Source organism: Ruegeria conchae (genome assembly GCF_000192475.1).
GTDB classification, from domain to species: Bacteria; Pseudomonadota; Alphaproteobacteria; order Rhodobacterales; family Rhodobacteraceae; genus Ruegeria; species Ruegeria conchae.
The window spans coordinates 42,167-66,696 of the sequence record NZ_AEYW01000018.1; the positions used below are offsets into that span (position 1 = coordinate 42,167).

Genomic DNA, 24,530 nt, shown 5'->3' on the forward strand with positions numbered 1-24,530 from the left:
CTCGTCAACGTCCCGTTTTCGGGATCTGTTCGGGAGTCTACAGTGATTTTTGTTTTCAGACCAGAGGAATGACGGATTAGATTTTCAATACACTTTTCCCGACATGATGACATCATTGTCAAAAACAGCGCCGCACGCTGGGACCATCTGTCAGGACAACAACGGCTTGTCGTTTTTCACGTGGCGATGGATCAGAGATTGCATTTTCCGACCCTGTTGCGGCACGAGGCGCGCCATCTGAGGCTCGTAGTCTTTGGCAACAATTTCGGGAAACAACTCGGTGATTTCCGCCAGGGCGTCTTTCCCAACGCTTTTTAATGCTTCGGGCCCGGTTAACAGGCTTTCCGATGGTGCGCCTTCAGCGAAGACCACCTCGTGCCTGTCAAAGAGGAGGTGAACATATGTTACGCTCTGCGCCTCCTCATCCACCGAAACCCCAGGCAGCCCCATAAGTTTAATTGCTGGAACCAGGATCTCGTGACTGGAAAACATACGTTCAGCAATGGCTGAGCGCAGCAGCATCCGATGTTGCGGAGAAACGCGCAATGTGCGTTCTGGCAGACCCTCGCCCAACGCACCCTTGGCGATTCTGACGGGGCGCAACTTGGGTTTTATATTCAGGTCAATACTGTCCAGAGTGCACCTTCCGATCCAACGGATGGCCTGAGGTCCATTATCGAGTGTCAGAACAAAATCACCTGCTTCGAGGGTTTCAACCGGTCTCGGGCCAGACGGGGTATCGATCTTAGTCCCCGAAGTGAAACATGGTACAACGGTATCTACATCAATGCTGGGTCCATTATCGACAATCGCCGTGATCGTCAGCGTCGTATTTAACGGCGGAATAGACCCACCGATAAATGCCATGAAATATCCGTCTTCGCTGTCAACTCCGATCGAGTCACCATCGCCGTTGATATCATAGTCAAACAGGCCGATCTGGTAGGTGTTGGTCCCATCTGTCACCGTAACCGTAAAATCCCAGAATATGATTTCGCCGTTATAAGTCTGCGTCGGATCGTTTGAGACTTCGTTGGAATTGCTGTCACCGCTGTAAATCGTACCGTCGGCACCATCTTCGACGGTGATTTGATCATATGCAAAAATCTGGAAAGTTGATCCCACGACGGTTGTTGAAGCGCCTGCGTCGGACAACGTGGTGTTGCTGCGAAACGCACCATAGATATTCGTTGGCATCGGGCGTAACTCCACAACATTTCAAAACACACGCACATATCCAGTATATGTGCCATTTTTTGCTAGAGCCTGGTCTACGACGGGTCAAGCTGAGCTCACGGGATATTTCACCCCTGTGGCGCGTGCGCACTGCTCCAATACTGGACCATGAGGCTTGTAGAACAAGTTCTATCCGTCTCACTTCAACGCGCGTGGTCCGGTGGCCCTTGCCATCTGGCGGATAACAGGCCAATGGCCATACATGAATTACGATACAATCATCCTTGGTGCCGGGGCGGCTGGCATGATGTGCGCGACCCATTGCGGCGGACGCGCGCTGGTGATCGATCACGCAAAAGCGCCCGGCAAAAAGATCCGTATATCCGGCGGCGGGCGGTGCAATTTCACCAATTTGCATGCGGGGCCAGGAAATTTCCTGTCGCAGAACCCCCATTTTAGCAAATCGGCTTTGGCGCGGTATACACAATGGGATTTCATCGATCTGGTAGAACGTCACCACATTGACTGGCATGAGAAGACTCTGGGGCAGTTGTTTTGTGACGGTTCGTCAAAACAGATTATACAAATGTTGCTGGACGAAATGGCGCGTGTCGGGGCCGAGCTGTGGGTACAGACTACCTTCCACTCGCTGCGCAAGACCGAGAGCGGGTTCTCGCTGGAGGTCGAGCGAGAAGGCAATCGCATTTCCCTGACATGCCGCAATCTGGTTTTGGCCACGGGCGGCAAGTCGATCCCCAAGATGGGCGCAACAGGGTTGGCCTACGACATTGCGCGCCAATTCGGGCTAAAGGTGACCGAAACCCGGGCAGCACTGGTGCCATTCACCTTTTCAGATGGACGGTTCAAAGACCTATCCGGTGTCTCGCTGCCCGTGCGGCTGTCAAATCAACGCACCAGTTTCGATGAAGCCCTGCTGTTCACCCATCGCGGGCTGAGTGGCCCTTCTGTACTGCAACTATCTTCGTATTGGCGCGAGGGCGAGGTCATTCGGGTGAATCTGATCCCGGGTCTGGGGCTGTTCGAGCTGTTGCGGGATCAGCGGCAGGCGGGTGGACGCAAGGCGCTGACCACAGAGCTTGCACGCCATTTACCTTCGCGTCTGGTGGACTACCTCAAGCACCATTTCCAGATGCAAGGCAATCTGGCGGATCAATCCGATGCTGCGCTGACCGATCTGGTCGCGGCTCTGTCGGACTGGCACCTCACCCCTGCTGGCACTGAAGGTTATCGCACGGCCGAGGTAACGCTCGGTGGAATCGATACTCAAGGGTTGTCGTCCAAAACGATGGAGGCCAGGGAAGTCCCCGGCCTCTATGTTATTGGTGAAGCGGTGGATGTCACCGGTTGGCTGGGTGGTTACAACTTCCAATGGGCGTGGTCTTCGGGTCACGCTGCAGGAAGTGCCATCGCAGGCCGTTAACCAACGACGTTATAGCCTCGTCCGCGCATGCAATTGCGCACCAGCACTTCTTTGTTCTGGTTCTTGTTGATCACGTCCGCGCCTGCCCCAACCAGAGCGCCGGCAACGGCTGCGCGACCCAGATTGTCGCTGCTGTCCTGAACGATGCCCGTTACGGCAGCTGCGCCTACCGCGCCGATGGCCGCATTGCCAGCAGTGGACCCATCAACGCTGGCCTGTGAGGCCGCCAGTTGCTGGCATTGCTGCAGATCGACATTGTAGTTCGGGCCTACAGGACCATCGATCACGGGCTGATAGTTGGCACCGGTATTGGTGCATGCCCCCGCCACAAGCAGAGCGGGAACGATCAATAGAAACTTACGGTTTGGCATTTTCATAACCTCGTGTTGAATTTCCTGAAGGCAAAAACCAATGCAGATTGCGCGTCAAGCAGATAGGCGCTCAGCTTCGCCGAACCGGCAAACAATTGCAAACGCCTTGCTTTCAGAGGCGTTTTTTCACCTCAGCGGTGAAGTCATCACCGCGCTGTTCGAAATTGTCATATTGATCGAAACTGGCCGCTGCAGGGGCCAACAAGACCACCTCGCCCGGCTGCGCGTCTGCCATGGCTTGTTCAACAGCGGCAGTCATGGTGGTGCAAACCTGAGCATCCGCAGTTAGCTGCATGGCAAAGCCCGCAGCTTCGCGTCCAATGACATAGGCTTTGATCACGTGACCTTCGGCCCCGTTCAGCGCCTCAAGCCCACCCTCTTTCTCAAGCCCGCCACAGATCCAGCGAACCTTTTTGAAGGCGCTCAGCGCTTTCAAGGCGCTGTCCACATTGGTGGCTTTGGAGTCGTTCACGAAGGTCACCCCATCCGCTTCGGCAATAATTTGACTGCGATGCGGCAGACCAGGAAAACTATGCAGCGCGTGTTCGATCACGCGGGGGGCAAGGCCCAGAGAACGGCAGGCAGCATAGGCAGCACAAGCGTTCTGGTGGTTATGCGCGCCAGGCAGGCCCTTAATGTCGCGCAGATCAATTGATCCCGTCTGACGTCCCTTGCGGTATTCAGACAAGTATCCCTTGCGTGCAAAAACCTGCCAGCCCGGTCCAGTCAGTTTACGCGCAACCGAAATGCGGATCACCCGATCATCAGACGGCCCCTCGGCCAACTGACCAGCCAAAAACGCGCCTTCAGCCTCATCGATCCCGATCACGGCGCGATCCGGCCCGCCTTCGGCAAAGAGGCGGCGTTTGGCTGCGAAATAGCCACCCTTACCTCCATGCCGGTCAAGATGATCAGGTGAGAGATTGGTGAAAACCGCCACATCTGGCGTCAGGGCGCGGGCCAGTTCAGTTTGATAACTGGACAGCTCTAACACCACCACCGAGCCATCACCGCCCGGATCGATATCCAGAACACCGCGCCCAATATTGCCCGCCAACTGCGAGTCGCGTCCGGCCTCGGTCAGGATATGGTGGATCAGGGCTGCAGTCGTTGATTTGCCGTTCGATCCCGTCACTGCGATGACACGCGGCGGGGTGTCATAGTTGTGCCATTCAGGCCCGGCGAAGGAGCGAAAGAACAAGCCAATATCATTGTCTACCGGGACGCCAGCATCCGTTGCAGCAGCCACGACCGGATTGGGCATGGGATAAAGATGCGGAATACCAGGTGAAACAATCAGAGTAGCAATATTTTCGAACGCTCCATGTCGGCGCAGATCAGAGCAGACCAGCCCCTCTCCTTCAGCCGCCTCACGCGCGGCCGGGTTGTCATCCCAGCACACCGGTTCGGCACCGCCCGCCTGCAATGCACGAGCCGTGGCCAAACCAGACCGCCCTAGCCCCAGAACCGCAACTTTTTTCCCTGAAAACCCTTTGACCGGGATCATCTGCTGTCCACCTTCATCGCATAGAAATTTGCGCCACACTGCACCGAAGGATTTCCCAAAGGCAAGGGGGCGCTCAGGCTCGCGCGGCAGCGCGAGCCGGGCCCAACGGGTGGCAGGCGGGCCACAGGCCCTCCGAACCCGGCGGGAGTCCTACCGCACTTTCAACGTCGCCAGACCAATCATCGCCAGGATCAGCGAGATGATCCAGAAGCGGATCACAATCGTCGGCTCAGCCCACCCCTTTTTCTCATAGTGATGATGGATTGGGGCCATCAGGAATACACGTTTACCAGTGCGCTTGTAGTAAAGCACTTGAATGATCACGCTCAGCGCTTCGACCACGAATAGGCCACCCACAATGGCCAACACCAGTTCGTGCTTGGTTGCAACAGCGATTGCGCCAAGTGCACCGCCCAGAGCCAACGATCCTGTATCCCCCATGAACACTGCTGCCGGAGGGGCGTTGTACCATAAGAAGCCAAGCCCCGCTCCAAAAAGCGCTGAGGTGAATATGAAGATTTCACCGGTGCCGGGCACATAATGCACGTCAAGGTATTCGGTGAAATCGACCCGCCCCACCGCATAGGCAATCACGCCCAGCGTCGAGGCGGCGATCATCGCGGGCATGATGGCCAACCCGTCCAATCCATCGGTCAGATTTACCGCATTGGCAGCCCCGACGATCACAATGACCGCGAATGGGATATAAAATAGGCCCAGATTGATCAGCGTATCCTTGAACACCGGCATAGCCAGTTGATTTTGCAAATCGGCAGGATGGTGCAATCCAGCCCAAAAAGACGCCAAAACCGCAATCAGAACTCCCAAAGCCAAACGCATCTTGCTCGAAACGCCTTTGGTATTCTGTTTTGATACTTTGGCGTAGTCGTCAGCGAATCCAATGGCCGCATAAGACAGTGTTACGAAAAGAACCATCCACACATAGGGATTGTCCCAACGCGCCCAGACCAGCGTTGAAGTTACCAGTGCGCCAACAATCAAAAGGCCACCCATAGTAGGGGTTCCGGCTTTGGACAGGTGCGCTTCGGGGCCATCATCCCGGATTGGCTGGCCCTTGCCCTGCTTGCGACGCAGTACGTTAATCAGAGGTTTTCCGAAGAGAAATCCAAAGATCAGTGCCGTCAGAAAGGCTCCACCTGCCCGGAACGTAATGTAGCGAAAGAGGTTCCAGAAATCCCCTCCGTCCGACAGGGCGGTCAACCAATAGAGCATACCAAGACCTTTCTCACACGGGCATCACGGGCGCTTACGGCTCAAGCGCGCCCCCTTGCCCCATTTTCCGCAGACCGTCAACAATCTGTGCCAATGCCATGCTGAGCGAACCCTTTGCCAGCACTGCGTCGCCGTTACGGATCAACTCGGGCAGTTGCCCGACCATCTCGGCGCTGGTCTCAGTCCAAAGCCCACGCTTGCCCTCCGGCAAGGCCTGATGCAGCGCCTGCATCAGTGGACCGATGCAGTGAACCTGATCGACCTGAGCCATCGCGGCCACATCGGCCATGGCCGCGTGCATCGCGTGTTCCTGCGCACCCAGCTCTTTCATGTCGCCCAGAAAGGCGATCTTTCGATTACCTTGCGATGCAGCCAGCACGTCCAATGCGGCCTCCATCGATGTTGGGTTGGCGTTGTAGCTGTCATCAAACAGCTCGATCTGATCGCCACCAGGCAGCGTGATAACTTCACGCACCCCGCGACCTTTGACTGGGGACCAGCGGCGCAGGCCAGCAACGGCCTGATCCAGATCGACGCCCAGTTCGACGCAAGCCGCCAGAGCGGCCAGCGCGTTCATCGCAAAATGCGTTCCCGCCGATTGAACGTTGAACGAGATATTGTTTTCGCCAACCTTACCCTGCGCCTGAAGGCTGTCCGTGCCCTGCTCCACCTCGGTCAGAGCGTAATCTTGGGCCGTTCGACCAAAATCGACAATCTTCGCGCCCAGCGCCTGCGCACAGCTGCGCAGGATGTCGGCGTGTTCGATATCGGCGTTCACGATGGCGGCCCCGCCCTTGGTCAACCCGTCGAAAATCGCGGCCTTCTCATGGGCGATCCCCGCGACCGAGTCGAACGCTTCAAGATGCACCGCAGCCACCGTCGTCACCAGCCCCACATGCGGCTGCGCCTGACGCGCCAGAGGGGCGATTTCGCCCGGGTGGTTCATGCCGATCTCGATCACGGCAAACTCGGTATCGCGCGGCATCCGCGCCAATGTCAGCGGGACACCCCAATGGTTGTTGTAGCTGGCGACGCTTGCATGGGTTTTCCCTTGCGTTTCCAATATGCTGGCCAGCATTTCCTTGGTTGAGGTTTTGCCGACACTGCCGGTCACACCCACTACGCGCGCCGCCGTCCGGGCACGGGCCGATTGCCCCAAAGCTTCCAGCCCGGTTTGCACGTCATCAACGATCAAGAGCGGCGCATCTTCGGATACGCCTTCGGGAATGCGGGATACCAGCGCGGCACCTGCCCCTTTCTCCAGCGCTTGCGCGACGAAATCATGGCCGTCGCGGGCAGCTTTGAGCGCGACGAACAGATCTCCGGGATGCAAGGTGCGGGTGTCGATCGAGACTCCGGTCACCTGCCAATCGGTGCTGGCGCGTCCATCGGTGGCCTCGGCGGCCTCGGCTGCGGTCCAGAGCGTCATGCGACCCTCCCGTCCAACGCGGCGACCGAGATACTTGCCTGTTCCACGTCGTCAAAGGGCAGAACCTGATCGCCGACGATCTGACCGGTCTCGTGACCTTTGCCCGCGATCAACAGGGCGTCACCCGGTTGCAGCGCGTCGATGCCACGAAGGATCGCTTCGGCCCGATCGCCGACTTCAGTCGCTTCAGGCGCACCCAACATGACAGCGGCACGGATGATCGCCGGGTCTTCGCTGCGGGGGTTATCGTCGGTAACGAAGACCAGATCTGCATTCTCTGCGGCCGCCTGCCCCATGAGAGGGCGTTTGGTGGCATCCCGATCCCCACCTGCGCCAACGATGGCGATCAGACGACCCATCACATGAGGGCGCATCGCTTTTAGCGCTGTAGCAACCGCATCCGGCGTATGCGCGTAATCGACAAACACCGCCGCGCCGTTGTCGCGGGTGGCGGCCAGTTGCATTCGGCCCCGGACCGTTGTCAGATGCGGCAGGGTTTCGAAAACGCGGTCGGGGTCCTCTCCTGCCGCGATAACCAGACCGCAGGCCAGCAGAACGTTTTCAGCCTGAAATCCGCCGATCAGGTTCAAACGGGTTTGATAGGTCTTGCCTTTCCACGAAAAACGCAGGTCCTGTCCAGTCCCGTCAAAGCGTTGATTTAGCAGGCAAAGATCAGAGCCTTCAGGCCCAACGGTGATAATGCTTTGCCCCCGCGCCTCAGCGATCTTGCGCATCTCAACGCCTTTCGGGTCGCCAAGGTTTATCACCGCGACCCCGTCCTCGGGCAACACACGGTCAAACAGACCGGCCTTAGCGGCGAAATAGGCCTCGAACGTATCGTGATAGTCCAGATGGTCTTGTGTGAAATTCGAGAACCCGGCGGCGGCCAAATGCACACCATCCAGACGACGTTGTTCAAGGCCGTGAGATGAGGCCTCCATCGCCGCGTGGGTCACACCATTCTCGGCGGCCTCGGCCAGACAGCGGTGCAGTGTGATTGGTTCGGGCGTGGTATGTGCCAAAGGCGCGGTCCATGCGCCCTCAACCCCGGTGGTGCCCAGGTTGACGGCGGCGAGGTCCAGCTCGGACCAGATTTGACGAACGAAGCTGGCCACGGATGTTTTACCGTTAGTGCCAGTGACCGCCACGATAGTTTGCGGTTGCGCACCGAACCACAGCGCCGCCACCCCGGCCAATGCCTGGCGTGGATCTTCGGTCACGATCAGCGCAGCGTCGGATGCGGTCAGTTCTTTGGCAGCGAGATCAGCCCCTTCTGCGTCTGTGAGAATGGCAGCTGCCCCCATACGCAGGGCGTATTGGATAAACTCTCCGCCATGAACGCGAGTGCCTGGAAGGGCAGCAAAAAGGAAGCCGTCTTTCACCTCACGGCTGTCGACGGCCAGTCCGGTGATGTCGGGATTCGCCCCGCCCCGCGCGGTCAGGGCCAGTTGGCTAAGTTTCTTTGACCGATTGCCCATGACCCACCTCTTGTCCGACGGCCTAATTTGAGGTCAGCGTTATAGCAGCGCGCGCCTCAGGCTCAAGCCGGGGTCTGAGCCCCAAGAGCGGTGCCACGCGCCCGATCAGTTCAGCGGCAACCGGAACAGCAGTCCAGCCTGCGGTGCGGCGCTTTTCGCCATAGGCGACAATCGAGGGCTCATCCAGCGTGACGATCAGCACATATTTCGGATCATAAGCCGGGAAGATGGTGGCGAAAGTGGCGATGACCTTGTCGTCATAATACCCGCCGCGTGGCTTGGGCTTGTCGGCAGTGCCGGTCTTGCCGGCTACGTCATAACCTTTGACATCCCCAAAGCTGGCGGTGCCATCCGTGACCACTTTGCGCAGCATGTTCTGCGCTTGTTTTGCCGTGATTTCGGACATCACGCGTGGGCCGTACTGCGGACCGTTGCGGCGCAGGATGGTCGGGCTGACATAGTGCCCGCCATTGGCAATCGCAGCGTACCCAGCGGCCAGATGCATTGGGCTGGTCGACAAGCCGTGGCCATAGGAGATGGTGACAGTGCTCAACTCGCCCCATTTCTTGGGCTTGAGAGGCTGCCCGCCTTTGGCTTCAACGATTTCAAATGGGGTTGGGTCGAACATTCCCAATGCGTTCAGGAAGTCCTGCTGCCGCTTGGCCCCAATTTGCAAGGCCAGGCGACCGGTGCCCCGGTTTGAGCTATGGACGATCACATCGGCCACGCTGATCTCGCCATAGTTCTTGCCGTTGAATTCGCCGATCGGGAAACGCCCGATTTTCATCGGGCCGGAAGTGTCGATGATCGTGTTGGAATTGACCAAACCCAACTGAACGGCCTGCGCGGCGGTGAAGATTTTGAAGACTGAGCCCAACTCATACACACCCTGCACATAGCGGTTAAACAACGGGCTGTCCGAGGGGTCAAAGCCCGACGTCGGTGGGCGTGGACGATCATTGGGGTCGAATGATGGCAGTGAAGCCGCCGAGACGACCTCACCCGTATGGGCGTTCATCAGTACCGCCGATGCCCCCTTGGCATTCATGATCCTCATGCCACCATAGAGCACCTGTTCAACGGCGGCCTGAACGGTCAGGTCCAGCGACAGCTGCAGGGGTTTGTTGCCATTGGCCGGATCGCGCAGATAGTCGTCGAATTGTTTTTCGACGCCCGCAACGCCGATCACTTCAGCTGCACTGACGCCCTCACGACCAAATCCCGAGCCACCCAGAATGTGCGCCGCCAGTCGGCCATTGGGATATAGCCGCATTTCACGTGGTCCGAACAGGATACCTGGATCGCCAATGTCATGCACGGCCTGCTTCTGCTCGGGCGAGATGCGTTTCTTGATCCATAGGAACTTACGCTTGCCGGTGAAGTCCTTGACCAGCCGCTCTTTTTCGAGATCGGGAAAAATCGCCACCAATTGATCCGCGGCGGCAATCGGGTCAATCATCAGCGGCGGCTGGGCGTAGACGGAATAGGTGTCGAGATTGGTCGCGAGAATGCGTCCCTCGCGATCAACTATGTTCGCGCGTTGCATCGCGATGGTAGCACCCGGCGCACTGGCTAGCGGTTCCTGCGCTTCAGACGTGGCCAAAACGCCCATGCGGAAACCCACCACCGAGAAAGCGCAGAAGAAGAACAGACCCAATACCAGCAGGCGGCCTTCGGCGCGCGCACGGGCGCGGTCTTTCATGTCTTCGTGACGTTTGCGGATATTCTCCCGCTCGATCGTCTTCGGGTTCTCGCCCTTGGCGCGGGCATCGAGAATGCGGGCCAGAGGGCGGAGCGGTGTTCGGGTCATGGGAACTGCACCTCACCAAGTGCCTGCGTCTCGGCAATCGCCTGCAGTTCAAGCGGGTCGACTATGGGCAGGTCCGGATCTTCACCATAAGAAATCTGGTCCGCGCGGCCAAACTGTTCAGCGCGCAGAGGCAGCAGCCCGAGACGCTCGAAATTCAGGTCTGCTAGTTCACGTAGACGATCCGGTCGGTTCAGATAGGCCCATTCAGCGTTCAGCACCGCCAGTCGTGCCTGCGCCATACCGATCTGGCCCTGCAATGACTGAGTTTCCTTCACCACCTGTTGGGTGCGGTAGTTTTCCTGATAGGCCCAGAGCGCCAGCCCAAAGACAGAAAGGGCCGTCAACATATACATAATACTCTTCATCTTGCCCTTCCCCCCAATTCCGGCATCCCGATGGCCCGAGCCTCAATTTCACCCGCCGGAGCATCTGTACGAACAGCGACACGCAACTTAGCCGAGCGTGCGCGTGGATTTTCCTGCAGCTCCGGCTCATCCGGTCCCACAGCTTTACGGGATTTGAGGGTGAATTGCGGCTGTTCCTGCGCCATCTCGGGTGCATAGCGGTTCGCGCGGCCTGTCTTGCCCGCGCGTGATTGGAAGAACCGCTTGACCATCCGGTCCTCGATGGAATGGAAAGTGACCACAGCCAGCTGCCCGCCCGGCTTCAAAGCGCGTTCTGCTGCCATAAGACCTTGGAACAGCTCTTCATATTCCGCATTCACAGCAATCCGCAGCCCCTGAAAGCTACGCGTCGCCGGGTGCGACTGACCGGGCTTCGGGCGCGGCAGGCAGGATTCGATGATCTCGACCAACCGCAAAGTCGTTGTAATCGGTTCATCGGCCCGCGCTTTCACGATGGCTTTGGCAATGCGACGGCTGGCGCGTTCTTCACCGAAATGGAACAGGATGTCGGCCAGTTGCGTCTCGGTTGCCGTATTCACCAGATCAGCGGCGCTTTCACCCTCCTGGCTCATCCGCATGTCGAGCGGGCCGTCTTTCATGAAAGAGAAGCCGCGTTCTGCCTGATCCAATTGCATTGAAGAAACGCCGAGGTCCAGCACGACGCCGTCCAGATTTTGCGCATAATCATCCATGCGCGAAAACACACCCCGCTGCATCACCAACCGATCACCGTATTCACTGGCCCAATCCGCGGCCATTTCAAAGGCCAGTGGATCGCGATCCACACCAATGACCTTCTCGGCCCCGGCCTCGAGCAGACCACGCGTGTAGCCACCTGCACCAAAGGTTCCGTCCAGCCAAATGCCGGACACAGGTGCCACAGCAGCCAGCAACGGGCGTAACAGAACAGGGATGTGAGGTTTGTCCGATGAGCTTTGAGCGCCGGCCATGCCGTCACCCGTCCCCAATGCCGTCGAGATACTGCATCGGATCGAAATCCTCTGGCAGATCGTCCAGCCATTCCTCGGTCGTGGCCAGTTCCTCGGCCTCGTATGTCTCGGGCTTCCAGATCTGAAAGGTATCACCAGCGGCGATAAAGAATGCCTCGTTCTCAAGATCGATCTTGTTACGCAACTTGGCGGGCAAAACCAGACGGCCAGTTTCGTCCACATTGGTCGGAAAGGACTGACCGTGGAACATCCTCTGCAGCATCCGACGCTGCATCGAACCACGCGGCAGCGCGTCGATCTTGGCGTCCACCTCATCGATCGCTTCCATCGTATAGCATTCAAGGTATTTGCGGCGGTGGTCGCCATAGACAATCACCAGTTCAGGATTGTCACCGGGCTGCCAGTTGGAATCGGATGCTTCAAGCACACGGCGAAACGAGGCCGGGATCGAGACCCTGCCCTTCGTATCCACCTTATGGTGGCTTTCACCTCTAAACCTGCGCGCCAAGACGACTGTCCCTTTTGCTTGCGCCCCACCTCAAAATTCACGTTCCCCCCCGGATGAAAAACGGCGGGTTGATCTGCTGCCACTGATCAACCCGCCGCATTGACCCGCTTTGCGGGATGTCCAGCTGCGCGCGCCACCTGGGGGGATGTCTGCTCGCCCGCGCGCCGGATCTGTTAAGTGATGAAAGCGAGATGCCTGTATGAAACCTGTTTTTGTATTTTTGGTTCGGGGTCGTTTGGTGCCCCTTAACTGTCCTCGCCCTCATCGGGTAAACAAGGGATGCCATGGGAAATTATGGAAATCAATAAAAAATTTGTAAGAAGAAAACTGATTCTGGCTTCAAAATAAGGTTAATGCAATCAAAATCCGGGCTGAATGCACCATAAATTGTTATCTTAAAACCCATCAACACCATATATACGCAAATCAGCGTTGAAAAATTTTTTCCCACGATTTCCCAATAAACTTCCCAAATGGTGATAAAACTGGCGCAAGCACCCATGAAATCCGGCCAAGCAGGGCGAATCGCGATCGCTGAGGAGGCCATTCCCACAGGCGACCCATGCTTTCCCATGGCACCGTTACACCACGGGCTGGATCAGAAGCGAACAGCTCTGCCCCCTCTTGATCTGACACAAAATGCCCAAACAAATGCCAATCCTGCTTAAGGGATAAGCACCTTTAATCACGGCACCTGAACTGACAAAAAGCCAACCGCATGCGAAAACCTATATTTTAAAGGCAATTATTGGGGAGGCCCGGATTATCCCGACAATCCATGCATTTGCTGCATAGCAGCATTGACGGCGCGAACTATTGTGCAATCGCAGCATTTGCCTATCTTCAGTCTCAAGCAAGCGCCGGACGATGCCGGCAGCAACAAGAATGAACGGATGATGAAGATGGCAGTCGCAAGCACACAAACAGGTCTGAAGAGCGCTCCGGTATTTGGAGTCGCAGCACTGGTTGAAACCGTAAAGACCCGCGTTGCGCGCTACCGCCTGTACCGCCAGACGGTAAACGAACTGTCGGCACTGTCGGATCGCGAGCTGGCCGATCTGGGCCTGCACCGTTCGATGATCCGTCGACTGGCCCAGCAGGCCACCGAAGAGCAAACCGCGCAGTAAGCGCGACACAGATACTGAGATCAGGCCCATCCTCCTCCCTATTGGGTCTGTAATCAGCGGCAACGTCTCTCCTCCTCCCTGACGTTGCCGCACCTAATACCGGCTCTGACTGCCGGAAGCCGATACATCGGGGCTCTCCTCCTCCCTGCCCTGATGTTGAAAGCGCGCGGCGACGCCTTCCTCCTCCCTGACGTCGCCGCGTCTTCCTCATACCGGGATCAAACCCGGGCTCGGATACATCAGGGCTACCTCCTCCCTGCCCTGATGTAGAAAAGAACGGCGGTTCCCCTCCTCCCTGGGAACCGCCGTTTTTCGTTTTTGACGCACAAGATGTAAGCTGGGGCCGTGAACGATTTTCAGGAGTGTCCCATGGCCGCCTATTTCATCGCCCAGATTTCCATTCATGACCCGGATGGATACCAGAAATACCTTGAAGGCTTCATGCCGATCTTTGACCGGCATGGCGGGCGCCTGCTGACCATATCCTCAAAGCCCGTCGAAGTGATCGAAGGCAGTTGGGCAGAAGACGGTATTGTCTTGATGGAGTTCCCAGACATGGCTGCCGCAAACGCGTGGAAGGACGATCCGGACTATGTTGAGTTGGCCAAGATCAGGCAACAAACGGCGACGGCAAATCTGGTGCTGGTCGAGGGGCTGTAAGCGTCAGAACGGCACGTCATCCTTCGCGGTCAGAAAGCGCGAGACGACCTTTTTCGTTCCGGCCTTGTCAAAATCGACCTCAACCTTGTCGCCCTCGATGCCGATTACTGCCCCATAACCGAACTTCTGGTGAAACACCCGCTCACCCAGAGTAAAGCTGGCGACCGCTGTGGCGTCGATCACGGTATTCCGGCTTTCTTTCGGTTGAGACATTCCATACTGTCCCTGCCGCGCCTGCATCCGTTTCCATCCCGGCGAGTTATAGACATTCGCCTCGGCCGCGCGGGTTTCGATACCGGTAGTGGTCTGACCACCACCATACAGACCTGGCGGCGTCAGTACTTCCACATGATCTTCGGGTAACTCATCAATGAACCGGGACGGCATCGAGTTCTGCCATTGTCCGAACACCCGTCGGTTGGCTGCAAAGGAAATCGTACAGACCTCTTCTGCCCGGGTGATGCCGACATAGGCCAGCCTCCGTTCTTCTTCGAGGCCTTTGAGACCGGATTCGTCCATCGAACGCTGCGAAGGGAATAACCCATCCTCCCAGCCCGGCAGGAACACGGCAGGAAACTCCAACCCCTTGGCCGCGTGCAGCGTCATGATCGAGACCTTGGCCCCGTCGCTGTCCTGCTCATTGTCCATCACCAGACTGACATGTTCCAGAAACCCTTGCAGGTTCTCGAAATTGTCCAGCTGATTGACCAGCTCCTTGAGGTTCTCCAGCCGTCCCGGAGCCTCGGGCGTCTTCTCGTTCTGCCAATGGGCGGTATAGCCGGATTCGTCCAACACGATCTGCGCCAGCTCGATATGCGTATGCTCAGGCGCGCCATAGCGGATCGGCGACGCGCCGTCATCGATCACCGAATCATCATCCACTTCAATCCGAGGTCCGCGCGTCATCGCGTTCCACCGAGCCAACCCGTCGATCAACTCGCGCAGTGCCTTGCCGCCCTTCCCCTTGATCAACCCGTTCTCAACCGCGATCCGCGCGCCTTCGACAAGAGATACCCCGTTTTCGCGCGCCACCACCTGAATCGTCTGCTGCGCCTTGTCGCCGAGGCCGCGTTTGGGGGTGTTCACGATCCGCTCGAACGCCAGATCATCCTCGGGGCTGACCACCAGCCGGAAATAGGCCATGGCATCGCGAATCTCCATCCGCTCATAGAACCGAGGGCCACCGATCACTTTGTAGGGCAGGCCAATGGTCAGGAACCGGTCCTCGAATGCGCGCATCTGGTGTGAGGCGCGCACGAGGATCGCCATCTCATCAAGGTTCATCGGTCGCACGCCGCGCGTGCTACCCTGCATCGCGTCGATTTCCTCGCCGATCCAACGCGCCTCTTCCTCGCCATCCCAATGGCCAATCAGACGAACCTTTTCGCCCTCTTCGCGGTCGGTCCAAAGCTCTTTGCCCAAGCGGCTTTCATTGCCACGAATGACATTGGACGCCGCGGCCAGAATATGCGGGGTCGATCGGTAGTTTTGTTCCAGCCGAACTACAAATGCGCCGGGAAAATCCTTCTCAAAACGCAGGATGTTTCCCACCTCGGCACCGCGCCAGCCATAGATCGACTGATCGTCGTCACCGACGCAGCAGATATTCTTGTGTCCACCGGCTAGCAGGCGCAACCAGAGATATTGGGCGACGTTGGTGTCCTGATACTCGTCCACAAGGATGTAGCGGAACCAGCGCTGGTATTGCTCCAGCACGTCCGGGTGGGTCTGGAAGATCGTGACCATATGCAACAGCAGATCGCCGAAATCCACCGCGTTCAACTCGCGCAGGCGGGTCTGGTACTGGGCATAAAGCTCGATACCCTTATGATTATAGGCTCCGGCATCTGCGGCAGGCACCTTATCGGGCGTCAAGGCTCGGTTTTTCCAGTCATCGATGATCCCTGCCAGCATCCGCGCGGGCCAGCGCTTGTCATCGATATTGGCGGCTTGAGTAAGCTGTTTCAGCAGCCGTTTCTGATCATCGCTGTCCAGAATGGTGAAATTAGACTTTAGCCCGACCAATTCCGCGTGGCGACGCAACAGCTTGACACAAATCGCATGAAACGTGCCCAGCCAGGGCATTCCCTCGGCGGGTCGACCCAGCATGCGCCCTACGCGCTGCTTCATCTCGCGCGCGGCCTTGTTGGTGAAGGTCACCGCCAGAATCTCGTTCTCACGCACGCGGTGGGTTCTAAGCAGATGCGTGATCCGTGCGGTCAGCGCTTTGGTCTTACCTGTTCCCGCGCCCGCCAGCATCAACACCGGACCATCCAGCCGTTCAACAGCTTCGCGCTGTGCCGGGTTGAGATTATTGAGATACTCTGCCGAGGGCACAGGCATCGCCCGCGCCGACAGTGAGGCGCCCTCGAAGGCGTCCATTTCATCAAAACTGCTCATGGGTTCAAACTACGCTGGATGCGCGCCAAGGGAAAGGGTTTGTTCACGCCTTGTTCACAAGGATTTTGCCGCCACATCCGTTAAATTCTAAACAATCACCCACCGCCGTTAACCCCCTGTCAAACCTTGGCAATGATGCTTGGTTCAATGCAGTGGGAGTGCGGAATATGAAATTGAAGGATCGGCGACCGCTTGGCCATCGCCTGAAATAGGCGGGAATCACCATTCTGCTTATAGCGCTGGCTGCGACCGCGGGATGGAGCATTTATGCGCTGCCCGCTCCGGTCGTAGACCGTATGCTCAGAACCGATATTCTTAAACAGGCCGAGCTTTGGAAGCGCCGGGTTGTGTTGCATCTGGAGGATCCAGAAACCGCCCTGCGCACAGGGCAAATCGATCATCATGATGCCGAGTTTCTTTCGACTATGCCCGAGGCTTCGGATGTTTATCGATTCAAACTATTCGACACGTCCGGACGGGTGGTCTGGTCGACCCGCCCCGAGGAAATCGGCACCTCGGAACCGCGAAACTTCTTTCGCAGTGACGTGGCGCGGGGCATGACTCACTACATTCAGGAAACTGTTCCTTTGTCCGAAATTGACGGGCTTGATCTGCACACGGAAAACACCAGCAAAACCACCCAGCATCACGTGGCCGAGGTGTTCATGCCGGTCACCAAGAACGGCCGCTTCATAGGCGCGATCGAGTTCTTTACGGATTTCACCGACCTGCGCAGTACATTCATCTACCGGTTGCGGGTTTCTCTGGCCATTCTAAGCGGGATTGCCCTGCTTGCGTTGAGTGCGGTGAGTCTGGTGACATATCGCACCAACCGGTATCAGCTTCAGTCGCTGAAAAACAGGTCAGACAAGGAACGCGAGCTTATGGATGATCAACTGCGCCTCGCGCGCGAGGTGCGTCTGCTGGGTGAGTTGAATGAATGGCTGCAATCCAGCCGGTCATTGGATGAGCTGTTCGATATGGTATCGCGTTTCATGACCCACATTCTGCCTGAGGCCGAGGGCAGTGTATATGTCTACTCAAACTCGCGCGATGTGCTGGATGGCTGTGCCAGCTGGAATGGTGGCTCGCACAAAGCGCACATTCATCCCGAGGGGTGCTGGGGTCTGCGACGTGGACGGACTTATGAATTCGGTGCCTCCGAGGTCGATTTTGTCTGCGAACATGCCGAACCTCATGACGGGCGGCCCTATTTCTGCTTTCCCATTCTTGCGCATGGCGAGACAGTGGGTTTGCTGCATCTGCGCGCTCATGAAGGCAGCGGAGAGGCGTTCCATGACAGTAAAAAGCTGGCACAGCTGTGTGCAGAGCAAATCAGCATGGCCATCGCGAATGTCAGAATGCGGGATCAGTTGCATGATCAGTCCGTCCGCGATCCTCTGACCGGATTGTTCAATCGCCGCCACATGACTGAGACACTGCGCAAAGCCATCAGTCGCAGTCAGCAAACCGGCTCTCCGCTGAGCCTGATCGCGGTGGACGTGGATCATTTCAAAAAGTTTAACGACACGCATGGGCATGACGCAGGTGACATGGTGCTGCGCGCGGTTGGATCGGCCCTTGAAACTGGGTGTGATCGGGATGAAGTGGCCTGCCGGATCGGCGGCGAGGAATTCATGCTGATCCTACCGGACAATACTCCGGATGATGCGATGACCCGTGCGGAACAGATCCGGCAGGCAGTCGAAGCGATCACGGTTCGGTATGGCGAGAAATCACTACCGCGCATCACCATCTCAGTTGGGGTTGCACATTATCCGACCCACGGTGTGATGCCGCAGGATCTGATGCGTGTTGCTGATGATGCGCTGTATGCGGCAAAGGACAAAGGTCGCAATCAGGTGCAGGTTGGAAAATCCAATCAGACCGTCACGGACATTGCCGATCGAAAAAGGCCGGTGGTTTCAGGTTCCTCGACCTCCCTTGCTAAGCCTTAAGCCTATGCCAGTCGTTGCCTGCTTGCGACCGGCATGGCGTCTAGGAATTCGCTGACCTTGAAATCTTGGCCCTGTGCGCTTCCGAATCACTCGGATTGAGACGGATTTCAGAAGTGAAATCCACAGCCCTAAGCACATAGGGTACAGAAAATCTGACATCATAGATACAGTATTTGATGCTGCGGCGCAGCGCGTGTAAAGAAAAGCGGCAATAGGCGGCGATTGCGAGCGTTAACATGCCGGTTCTACCCAGAACTACATATGTACGTGGCTGTATTGTCCGCCTATTCACAAGGCCACACCTAGTAAAGACCGGGACCTGCAATGACAGACTTCAAGAAAATCCTGATCGCCAACCGCGGCGAGATTGCCATTCGCGTGATGCGCGCTGCCAACGAGATGGGCAAACGGACCGTCGCGGTTTTTGCCGAGGAAGACAAGTTGGGGCTGCATCGTTTTAAGGCGGATGAGGCATATCGTATTGGTGCGGATCTGGGACCGGTCGCGGCCTATCTTTCGATCGACGAGATTATCCGAGTTGCCAAGGAATGTGGCGCGGATGCAATCCATCCCGGTTACGGCTTGCTTTCCGAGAACCCGGATTTCGTAGATGCCTGTGTTCAGAATGGCATTACCTTTATTGGTCCCAAGGCCGAAACCATGCGCGCATTGGGCGATAAGGCCAGCGCCCGGAAAGTGGCGATTGCGGCTGACGTTCCAGTTATCCCGGCAACTGAAGTATTGGGCGACGACATGGCCGCCATCAAAACTGAAGCGGCCGAGATTGGGTACCCATTGATGCTGAAAGCCAGCTGGGGCGGCGGCGGGCGCGGAATGCGTCCGATCCTGTCCGAAGATGAGCTGGAAGAGAAGGTTCTGGAAGGTCGTCGCGAGGCCGAAGCGGCGTTTGGCAATGGCGAGGGTTATCTGGAGAAGATGATCACCCGCGCCCGCCATGTCGAGGTTCAGATTCTCGGCGACAAACATGGCGAGATCTATCACCTCTATGAACGTGACTGCTCGGTCCAGCGCCGCAACCAGAAAGTCGTCGAACGCGCCCCTGCCCCTTACCTGACCGACGAACAGCGCGCCGAAATATGCGAGTTGGGCCGCCGCATCTGCGCCCATGTGAACTATGAATGCGCGGGCACGGTTGAATTCCTGATGGATATGAACACCGGTAAGTTCTACTTCATCGAGGTCAATCCGCGCGTGCAAGTCGAGCACACTGTCACCGAAGAGGTAACGGGCATCGACATCGTGCAGGCGCAAATCCTGATTGCCGAGGGCAAGACGCTGGCCGAGGCTACCGGCAAAACCAGCCAGGACGAGATCCGCCTGAACGGTCACGCCCTGCAAACCCGAGTGACCACCGAAGACCCGCTGAACAACTTCATCCCCGACTATGGCCGCATCACTGCCTATCGCTCGGCTACCGGCATGGGCATCCGTCTGGACGGCGGCACCGCTTATGCGGGCGGGGTGATCACGCGGTTTTACGATTCATTGCTGACTAAGGTCACCGCCTGGGCGCCTACCCCCGAGAAAGCGATCGCCCGGATGGACCGCGCCCTGCGCGAATTCCGGGTGCGTGGCGTTTCCACCAACATCGCTTTTGTCGAGAACCTGCTGAAGCACCCAACCTTCCTGTCGAATGAATACACGACAAAGTTCATCGATGAGACACCGGATCTGTTTCAGTTCAAGAAGCGTCGCGACCGCGGCACCAAGGTTCTGAACTATATCGCGGACATCACCGTGAACGGGCATCCCGAAACCAAGGATCGCCCCGAACCACGCGCCGACCTGAAAGAGGCCAAGCCCCCCGCGCCCAAGGCCGAGCCCCAAATGGGCACACGCAACCTGCTGGAGCAAAAAGGCCCGCAGGCAGTTGCCGACTGGATGAAGGCGCAGCGGCAACTGCTGATCACTGACACCACCATGCGTGACGGGCACCAGTCCCTGCTGGCCACCCGGATGCGCTCGATCGACATGATCAAGGTAGCGCCAAGTTATGCGGCGAACCTCCCCCAGTTGTTCAGCGTTGAATGTTGGGGTGGCGCGACTTTTGATGTGGCCTATCGCTTTCTGCAGGAATGCCCGTGGCAGCGTCTGCGCGACCTGCGCGAGGCAATGCCGAACCTGATGACCCAGATGTTGCTGCGTGGCGCAAACGGGGTTGGCTATACAAACTATCCCGACAATGTGGTGCAGGAGTTCGTGCGGCAAGCCTCGCAGAATATCGACGTGTTCCGCGTTTTCGACTCGCTGAACTGGGTCGAGAACATGCGCGTCGCCATGGATGCAGTGATCGAGAACGGTAAGATCTGTGAAGGTACAGTCTGTTATACCGGCGATATCCTCGACCCGGATCGCGCCAAGTATGACCTGAAATATTATGTCGGTATGGCAAAAGAGCTGCGAGATGCGGGCGCGCATGTTCTTGGCCTGAAAGACATGGCGGGCTTGTTGAAACCAGCCTCGGCACGCATTTTGATCCGCGCGCTTAAGGAAGAGGTCGGCCTGCCGATCCACTTCCACACCCACGATACGGCCGGTATCGCCAGCGCCACTATTCTGGCGGCCTCTGAGGCGGGCGTGGACGCGGTGGATTGCGCGATGGACAGCTTCTCCGGCAACACCAGCCAAGCAACATTGGGCACCGTGGTCGAAGCACTGCGTCATACCGAACGTGACACCGGGCTGGACATCAAGGCCATCCGCGAGATCAGCGACTATTTTGAGGCCGTCCGTGGCCAATACGCGGCCTTCGAATCCAGCCTGCAGGCCCCGGCCTCCGAGGTCTATCTGCACGAGATGCCCGGCGGTCAGTTTACCAACCTAAAGGCACAGGCGCGTTCGCTGGGTCTAGAGGAGCGTTGGCACGAGGTCGCCCAGATGTACGCCGATGTGAACCAGATGTTCGGTGATATCGTCAAGGTGACACCGTCGTCCAAAGTGGTCGGCGACATGGCGCTGATGATGGTAAGCCAGAACATGACACGCGAACAAGTCGAAGACCCTGACACCGACGTCGCCTTCCCCGACTCGGTCGTGGACATGATGCGCGGCAATCTGGGTCAACCTCCGGGCGGGTTCCCTAACACGATCATCACCAAGGTACTAAAAGACGAAGTACCGAATACGGAACGCCCCGGCAAAAATGTCGAAGCCGTCGATCTGGAAGCCACCCGCGCCGATCTGTCCAAACAGCTTGAGGGCAAAGAGGTCGATGACGAGGACCTGAACGGCTATCTGATGTATCCCAAGGTGTTCCTGGATTACATGGGCCGCCACCGGACCTATGGCCCGGTCCGTACCCTGCCCACGCGCACCTTCTTCTACGGCATGGAACCCGGCGAAGAAATTACTGCCGAGATTGACCCAGGCAAAACGCTAGAAATTCGCTGTCAGGCCATCGGCGAGACCGACGAAAACGGCGAAGTGCGCGTGTTCTTTGAACTCAATGGCCAGCCACGTGTGATCCGCGTGCCGAACCGGATGGTCAAAGCCACTACCGCGCAGCGGCCCAAAGCCGAAGTTGGGAATCCCGACCATATTGGCGCGCCCATGCCGGGCGTTGTGGCCACCGTTGCCGTCTCGGCAGGTCAAGAAGTACACGAAGGCGATCTGCTGCTGACCATCGAAGCGATGAAGATGGAAACCGGCATCCACGCCGAGCGAGACGCAACGGTCAAGGCCGTCCACGTCCAACCTGGCGGCCAGATTGACGCCAAGGACCTGCTGGTCGAACTGGAATAAGCCAGTTATCACATTGGGGCATACAGGGCCGCGCAGTTCTCTGCGCGGCCTTTTCAATATCAGGAGCTGTCATGCTGTCCATCACCCCGATCTACGCTGCACTGATTGCATTTCTGTTCATTGCGCTCAGCGTGAACGTCATCCTGCAGCGTCGCAAAGGCAAAATCTCGGTCGGAGACCACGGCGACAAGGCCATGATCAAAGCCATGCGGACGCAGGCCAATTGTGCCGAATATGCACCTTTCGCATTGCTGCTGATCGCCATGGTTGAGTTGCAGGGCGCTGAAGCATGGCTTGTTAATCTGCTGGGTCTGCTGTTGCTGGCTGGGCGTCTGTCGCACGCCTACGGTTTCGGAAAGACGCCACAAACAATCATCTTGCGACAGATCGGAATGTTACTGACATTCTTGGCGATTTTAGTCGCGGCCAGCGCGGGTCTTATTCTGGCGCTTTGAAGCACCTGATCGCTGCTATCCGATAGGATCGTGCCAACCAGGCTGAGCGCCGCTAAATCGGTGCGAGACTTCGGATCCCATGCGCTCGCTGTCAAATTTCGAAACCATGATCACTAGAATGATCATGACACCCAACGCTATGGCTTTCAAATCTGAGACATCGATCATCATAACACCTTCCCGCGCAGCTTATTTTGCTTTCCATTTGCTCTTGAACGCGTGAGGGGCAAGCATTCCGTCGAAATAATTTTCCAACGGCCCCATTTTCCTCTTGCAGCCACGTGTGGGAATTAATACATCCCTCCTCACTCAACGGCGCGGGCGTAGCTCAGGGGTAGAGCATAACCTTGCCAAGGTTAGGGTCGGGCGTTCGAATCGCCTCGCCCGCTCCATTGAGAGGTCTTCGGACCGACATAAGTATCTGATGCGGGCGTAGCTCAGGGGTAGAGCATAACCTTGCCAAGGTTAGGGTCGGGCGTTCGAATCGCCTCGCCCGCTCCAGATACCAGACCTTCAACACCAGTTTGAATGTGGTGCTTTACGGAACACGTTACTGTTTTGACATCGCATTGGCTTCCATCCAACAGTTGCCAAATCAGGCGCGGAGGTTGGATTGACCAGACGATACAGTTTTCCTGACGGGCATTGGGATTGGCCCGTCAAATTGACTCATCACCACGCCGTCCGTGCCGGGGACATGATTTTCACTGGCGGGCAAGTCGATCTGGATGCGCAAGGCAATGTGCGCAACATTGGCGATCTGACAGCGCAATGCAGAAACTCTATGGCCTATATGGCCAACCTGTTCTCTGATTTGGGTGTCGATTTCGATGATCTGGTGCGCGTGGTCGTCTATTACGTAGGGGATGCGAATGACGAAGGCCATTTACTGGAGCTTCTAAGCCAGATCATTGGCGACACGGCCCGCCCCGTGATCAGCATGATCAACATGCCAGAGCTATGTTATCCGGACATGCTCACAGAAATCGAAGGCGTTGCCATGCGGCGTCCAGACGATGCCAGAACACCAAAACAATGCCATCGACTTGAGGACATGCCGTATTTGCCAGACGGGTTTTCACATGTGGTTCGTGTCGGGGACACGGTTTTTACCAGCGAGATGTCTGCCCTGACACCACATGGAACGGTTGAGGCCCCAGACAATATTCCAGCGCAAACTGCCAAAAACATGGAGCGTTTGAAGCGGGCGCTGTCGACGGTCGACGCGGGCTTGCACGACATCGTCAAGCTCAACACATTTTATCAAGATGATCTACATGGCAGGAGCTGGAAGAAAGCCGCAAGTCTAAGAGCTTCGTATTTCTCCGATCCCGGACCTGCAGCGACAGGCATACCGGTTCCCAGTTTTGCACAAGAAGGTCTGAAGACCAAAATTGCGGCAACGGCAATTTGCTCTTCGGCGACTGATGAGCCCAAAAATTTTGCCTGGCCCGACGGGCATTGGAACTGGACCACACCGCTTCCGTACAAACACGGTAACAGGTGTGGCAATGTCATCCACATTGGTGGGCAGGTCGCCCTGGATAATCAGGCGCAAGTCCTTCAGCCCGGAGATATGGTCGCGCAAACCAAGATCGCAATGAAAAACCTATCCAAAGTTCTAGCCGAGTTTGGTGCGACACTGGATGACGTCGTAAAAGTAACGACCTTCTATCAGGGTAATGCTTCAGCAGAAGCATTGCATGAAAACCTTCTGATACGCTCGAATTCTTACACGGCGCCGGGGCCTGCTACGACGGGTATCCCGATTCCCGCGCTTTTCTATGAAGGCATGGTGATCGAAATCGAAGCGATCGCAATTTTGGATTAAGCAGTACCGCTCTGGACACGCGCGCTCGCC

The 24,530-nt window shown here is 57.2% G+C and carries 20 protein-coding genes and 2 tRNA genes; 9 read left to right on the forward strand and 13 right to left on the reverse strand.

Annotated features, from left to right (window positions below):
- Nucleotides 1-150 precede the first annotated feature (150 nt).
- Entirely contained in the window at nucleotides 151-1,197 is a 1,047-nt protein-coding gene (locus tag G7G_RS0116700) for a Hint domain-containing protein (RefSeq protein ID WP_010442589.1), read from the reverse strand.
- Nucleotides 1,198-1,438: 241 nt separating this feature from the next.
- On the opposite strand from G7G_RS0116700, the gene G7G_RS0116705 reads away from it, so the two are divergent.
- Complete coding sequence (locus G7G_RS0116705; RefSeq protein ID WP_010442590.1) at nucleotides 1,439-2,617, forward strand: BaiN/RdsA family NAD(P)/FAD-dependent oxidoreductase; 1,179 nt, start codon at nucleotides 1,439-1,441, stop codon at nucleotides 2,615-2,617.
- Here G7G_RS0116705 and G7G_RS0116710 read toward each other — a convergent pair.
- From G7G_RS0116710 to G7G_RS0116755, 10 genes are all read right to left on the reverse strand, one after another.
- A complete protein-coding gene (locus G7G_RS0116710; protein ID WP_010442591.1) occupies nucleotides 2,614-2,994 on the reverse strand; it encodes a glycine zipper family protein in 381 nt (126 codons plus the stop codon). The two genes, G7G_RS0116705 and G7G_RS0116710, sit on opposite strands and share 4 nt — an antisense overlap.
- A 106-nt stretch (nucleotides 2,995-3,100) precedes the next feature.
- The gene (murD, locus tag G7G_RS0116715; protein ID WP_010442592.1) at nucleotides 3,101-4,495 is read right to left on the reverse strand and encodes a UDP-N-acetylmuramoyl-L-alanine--D-glutamate ligase; all 1,395 of its coding nucleotides are present in this window, start codon (nucleotides 4,493-4,495) and stop codon (nucleotides 3,101-3,103) included.
- A gap of 150 nt (nucleotides 4,496-4,645) precedes the next feature.
- Nucleotides 4,646-5,728 (reverse strand): phospho-N-acetylmuramoyl-pentapeptide-transferase, encoded by a 1,083-nt coding sequence (gene mraY, locus G7G_RS0116720; protein WP_010442593.1) that lies wholly within the window; start codon nucleotides 5,726-5,728, stop codon nucleotides 4,646-4,648.
- 34 nt (nucleotides 5,729-5,762) lie between these two features.
- Entirely contained in the window at nucleotides 5,763-7,157 is a 1,395-nt protein-coding gene (locus G7G_RS0116725) for a UDP-N-acetylmuramoyl-tripeptide--D-alanyl-D-alanine ligase (RefSeq protein ID WP_010442594.1), read from the reverse strand.
- Entirely contained in the window at nucleotides 7,154-8,635 is a 1,482-nt protein-coding gene (locus G7G_RS0116730; RefSeq protein ID WP_010442595.1) for a UDP-N-acetylmuramoyl-L-alanyl-D-glutamate--2,6-diaminopimelate ligase, read from the reverse strand. Before G7G_RS0116730 ends, G7G_RS0116725 begins: the two co-directional genes overlap by 4 nt.
- Nucleotides 8,636-8,657: 22 nt before the next feature.
- A complete protein-coding gene (locus G7G_RS0116735; protein WP_010442596.1) occupies nucleotides 8,658-10,445 on the reverse strand; it encodes a peptidoglycan D,D-transpeptidase FtsI family protein in 1,788 nt (595 codons plus the stop codon).
- Entirely contained in the window at nucleotides 10,442-10,810 is a 369-nt protein-coding gene (gene ftsL, locus G7G_RS0116740) for a cell division protein FtsL (RefSeq protein ID WP_010442597.1), read from the reverse strand. Before ftsL ends, G7G_RS0116735 begins: the two co-directional genes overlap by 4 nt.
- A complete protein-coding gene (gene rsmH / locus G7G_RS0116745) occupies nucleotides 10,807-11,799 on the reverse strand; it encodes a 16S rRNA (cytosine(1402)-N(4))-methyltransferase RsmH (RefSeq protein ID WP_010442598.1) in 993 nt (330 codons plus the stop codon). The genes ftsL and rsmH overlap by 4 nt, the downstream gene beginning before the upstream one ends.
- Before the next feature lie 4 nt (nucleotides 11,800-11,803).
- A complete protein-coding gene (gene mraZ, locus G7G_RS0116750) occupies nucleotides 11,804-12,271 on the reverse strand; it encodes a division/cell wall cluster transcriptional repressor MraZ (RefSeq protein ID WP_010442599.1) in 468 nt (155 codons plus the stop codon).
- 337 nt (nucleotides 12,272-12,608) lie between these two features.
- The gene (locus tag G7G_RS0116755) at nucleotides 12,609-12,881 is read right to left on the reverse strand and encodes a hypothetical protein (RefSeq protein ID WP_139056619.1); all 273 of its coding nucleotides are present in this window, start codon (nucleotides 12,879-12,881) and stop codon (nucleotides 12,609-12,611) included.
- A 328-nt stretch (nucleotides 12,882-13,209) separates the two neighbouring features.
- Between G7G_RS0116755 and G7G_RS0116760 the strand changes: the two genes are divergently transcribed.
- Both G7G_RS0116760 and G7G_RS0116765 read left to right on the forward strand, forming a co-directional pair.
- Nucleotides 13,210-13,434, forward strand: coding sequence for a DUF1127 domain-containing protein (locus G7G_RS0116760; protein WP_029622106.1), 225 nt, complete (start codon nucleotides 13,210-13,212; stop codon nucleotides 13,432-13,434).
- Nucleotides 13,435-13,803: 369 nt separating this feature from the next.
- A complete protein-coding gene (locus G7G_RS0116765; protein ID WP_010442602.1) occupies nucleotides 13,804-14,094 on the forward strand; it encodes a DUF1330 domain-containing protein in 291 nt (96 codons plus the stop codon).
- Nucleotides 14,095-14,097: 3 nt separating this feature from the next.
- On the opposite strand, the gene G7G_RS0116770 is transcribed toward G7G_RS0116765, so the two are convergent.
- A complete protein-coding gene (locus G7G_RS0116770) occupies nucleotides 14,098-16,494 on the reverse strand; it encodes an ATP-dependent helicase (RefSeq protein ID WP_029622107.1) in 2,397 nt (798 codons plus the stop codon).
- 296 nt (nucleotides 16,495-16,790) lie between these two features.
- On the opposite strand from G7G_RS0116770, the gene G7G_RS23250 reads away from it, so the two are divergent.
- From G7G_RS23250 to G7G_RS0116785, 3 genes are all read left to right on the forward strand, one after another.
- Complete coding sequence (locus tag G7G_RS23250; RefSeq protein WP_010442604.1) at nucleotides 16,791-18,452, forward strand: sensor domain-containing diguanylate cyclase; 1,662 nt, start codon at nucleotides 16,791-16,793, stop codon at nucleotides 18,450-18,452.
- A 324-nt stretch (nucleotides 18,453-18,776) separates the two neighbouring features.
- On the forward strand, nucleotides 18,777-22,214 hold the full coding sequence (locus G7G_RS0116780; RefSeq protein WP_010442605.1) for a pyruvate carboxylase: 3,438 nt from the start codon (nucleotides 18,777-18,779) through the stop codon (nucleotides 22,212-22,214).
- Between the two features lie 71 nt (nucleotides 22,215-22,285).
- Nucleotides 22,286-22,669 (forward strand): MAPEG family protein, encoded by a 384-nt coding sequence (locus tag G7G_RS0116785; RefSeq protein ID WP_010442606.1) that lies wholly within the window; start codon nucleotides 22,286-22,288, stop codon nucleotides 22,667-22,669.
- A 15-nt stretch (nucleotides 22,670-22,684) separates the two neighbouring features.
- Here the strand turns inward: G7G_RS0116785 and G7G_RS24415 are convergent, their stop codons facing one another.
- Nucleotides 22,685-22,837, reverse strand: coding sequence for a hypothetical protein (locus tag G7G_RS24415; protein ID WP_158005280.1), 153 nt, complete (start codon nucleotides 22,835-22,837; stop codon nucleotides 22,685-22,687).
- 149 nt (nucleotides 22,838-22,986) lie between these two features.
- Here G7G_RS24415 and G7G_RS0116795 point away from each other — a divergent pair.
- From G7G_RS0116795 to G7G_RS23255, 3 genes are all read left to right on the forward strand, one after another.
- A tRNA-Gly gene (locus tag G7G_RS0116795) sits at nucleotides 22,987-23,061 on the forward strand.
- Between the two features lie 34 nt (nucleotides 23,062-23,095).
- Nucleotides 23,096-23,170 (forward strand) — tRNA-Gly (locus G7G_RS0116800).
- Between the two features lie 112 nt (nucleotides 23,171-23,282).
- Nucleotides 23,283-24,500, forward strand: coding sequence for a RidA family protein (locus G7G_RS23255; protein WP_139056621.1), 1,218 nt, complete (start codon nucleotides 23,283-23,285; stop codon nucleotides 24,498-24,500).
- The last annotated feature ends 30 nt before the right edge of the window (nucleotides 24,501-24,530 follow it).

Bases quoted from the DNA above. Each gene is read 5' to 3' on its own strand.
- G7G_RS0116700 (WP_010442589.1), bottom strand. From the start codon at position 1,197: ATGCCAACGAATATCTATGGTGCGTTTCGCAGCAACACCACGTTGTCC.
- G7G_RS0116705 (WP_010442590.1), top strand. From the start codon at position 1,439: ATGAATTACGATACAATCATCCTTGGTGCCGGGGCGGCTGGCATGATG.
- G7G_RS0116710 (WP_010442591.1), bottom strand. From the start codon at position 2,994: ATGAAAATGCCAAACCGTAAGTTTCTATTGATCGTTCCCGCTCTGCTT.
- murD (WP_010442592.1), bottom strand. From the start codon at position 4,495: ATGATCCCGGTCAAAGGGTTTTCAGGGAAAAAAGTTGCGGTTCTGGGG.
- mraY (WP_010442593.1), bottom strand. From the start codon at position 5,728: ATGCTCTATTGGTTGACCGCCCTGTCGGACGGAGGGGATTTCTGGAAC.
- G7G_RS0116725 (WP_010442594.1), bottom strand. From the start codon at position 7,157: ATGACGCTCTGGACCGCAGCCGAGGCCGCCGAGGCCACCGATGGACGC.
- G7G_RS0116730 (WP_010442595.1), bottom strand. From the start codon at position 8,635: ATGGGCAATCGGTCAAAGAAACTTAGCCAACTGGCCCTGACCGCGCGG.
- G7G_RS0116735 (WP_010442596.1), bottom strand. From the start codon at position 10,445: ATGACCCGAACACCGCTCCGCCCTCTGGCCCGCATTCTCGATGCCCGC.
- ftsL (WP_010442597.1), bottom strand. From the start codon at position 10,810: ATGAAGAGTATTATGTATATGTTGACGGCCCTTTCTGTCTTTGGGCTG.
- rsmH (WP_010442598.1), bottom strand. From the start codon at position 11,799: ATGGCCGGCGCTCAAAGCTCATCGGACAAACCTCACATCCCTGTTCTG.
- G7G_RS0116755 (WP_139056619.1), bottom strand. From the start codon at position 12,881: ATGGGAAAGCATGGGTCGCCTGTGGGAATGGCCTCCTCAGCGATCGCG.
- G7G_RS0116760 (WP_029622106.1), top strand. From the start codon at position 13,210: ATGGCAGTCGCAAGCACACAAACAGGTCTGAAGAGCGCTCCGGTATTT.
- G7G_RS0116765 (WP_010442602.1), top strand. From the start codon at position 13,804: ATGGCCGCCTATTTCATCGCCCAGATTTCCATTCATGACCCGGATGGA.
- G7G_RS0116770 (WP_029622107.1), bottom strand. From the start codon at position 16,494: ATGAGCAGTTTTGATGAAATGGACGCCTTCGAGGGCGCCTCACTGTCG.
- G7G_RS23250 (WP_010442604.1), top strand. From the start codon at position 16,791: ATGCTCAGAACCGATATTCTTAAACAGGCCGAGCTTTGGAAGCGCCGG.
- G7G_RS0116780 (WP_010442605.1), top strand. From the start codon at position 18,777: ATGACAGACTTCAAGAAAATCCTGATCGCCAACCGCGGCGAGATTGCC.
- G7G_RS0116785 (WP_010442606.1), top strand. From the start codon at position 22,286: ATGCTGTCCATCACCCCGATCTACGCTGCACTGATTGCATTTCTGTTC.
- G7G_RS24415 (WP_158005280.1), bottom strand. From the start codon at position 22,837: ATGATCGATGTCTCAGATTTGAAAGCCATAGCGTTGGGTGTCATGATC.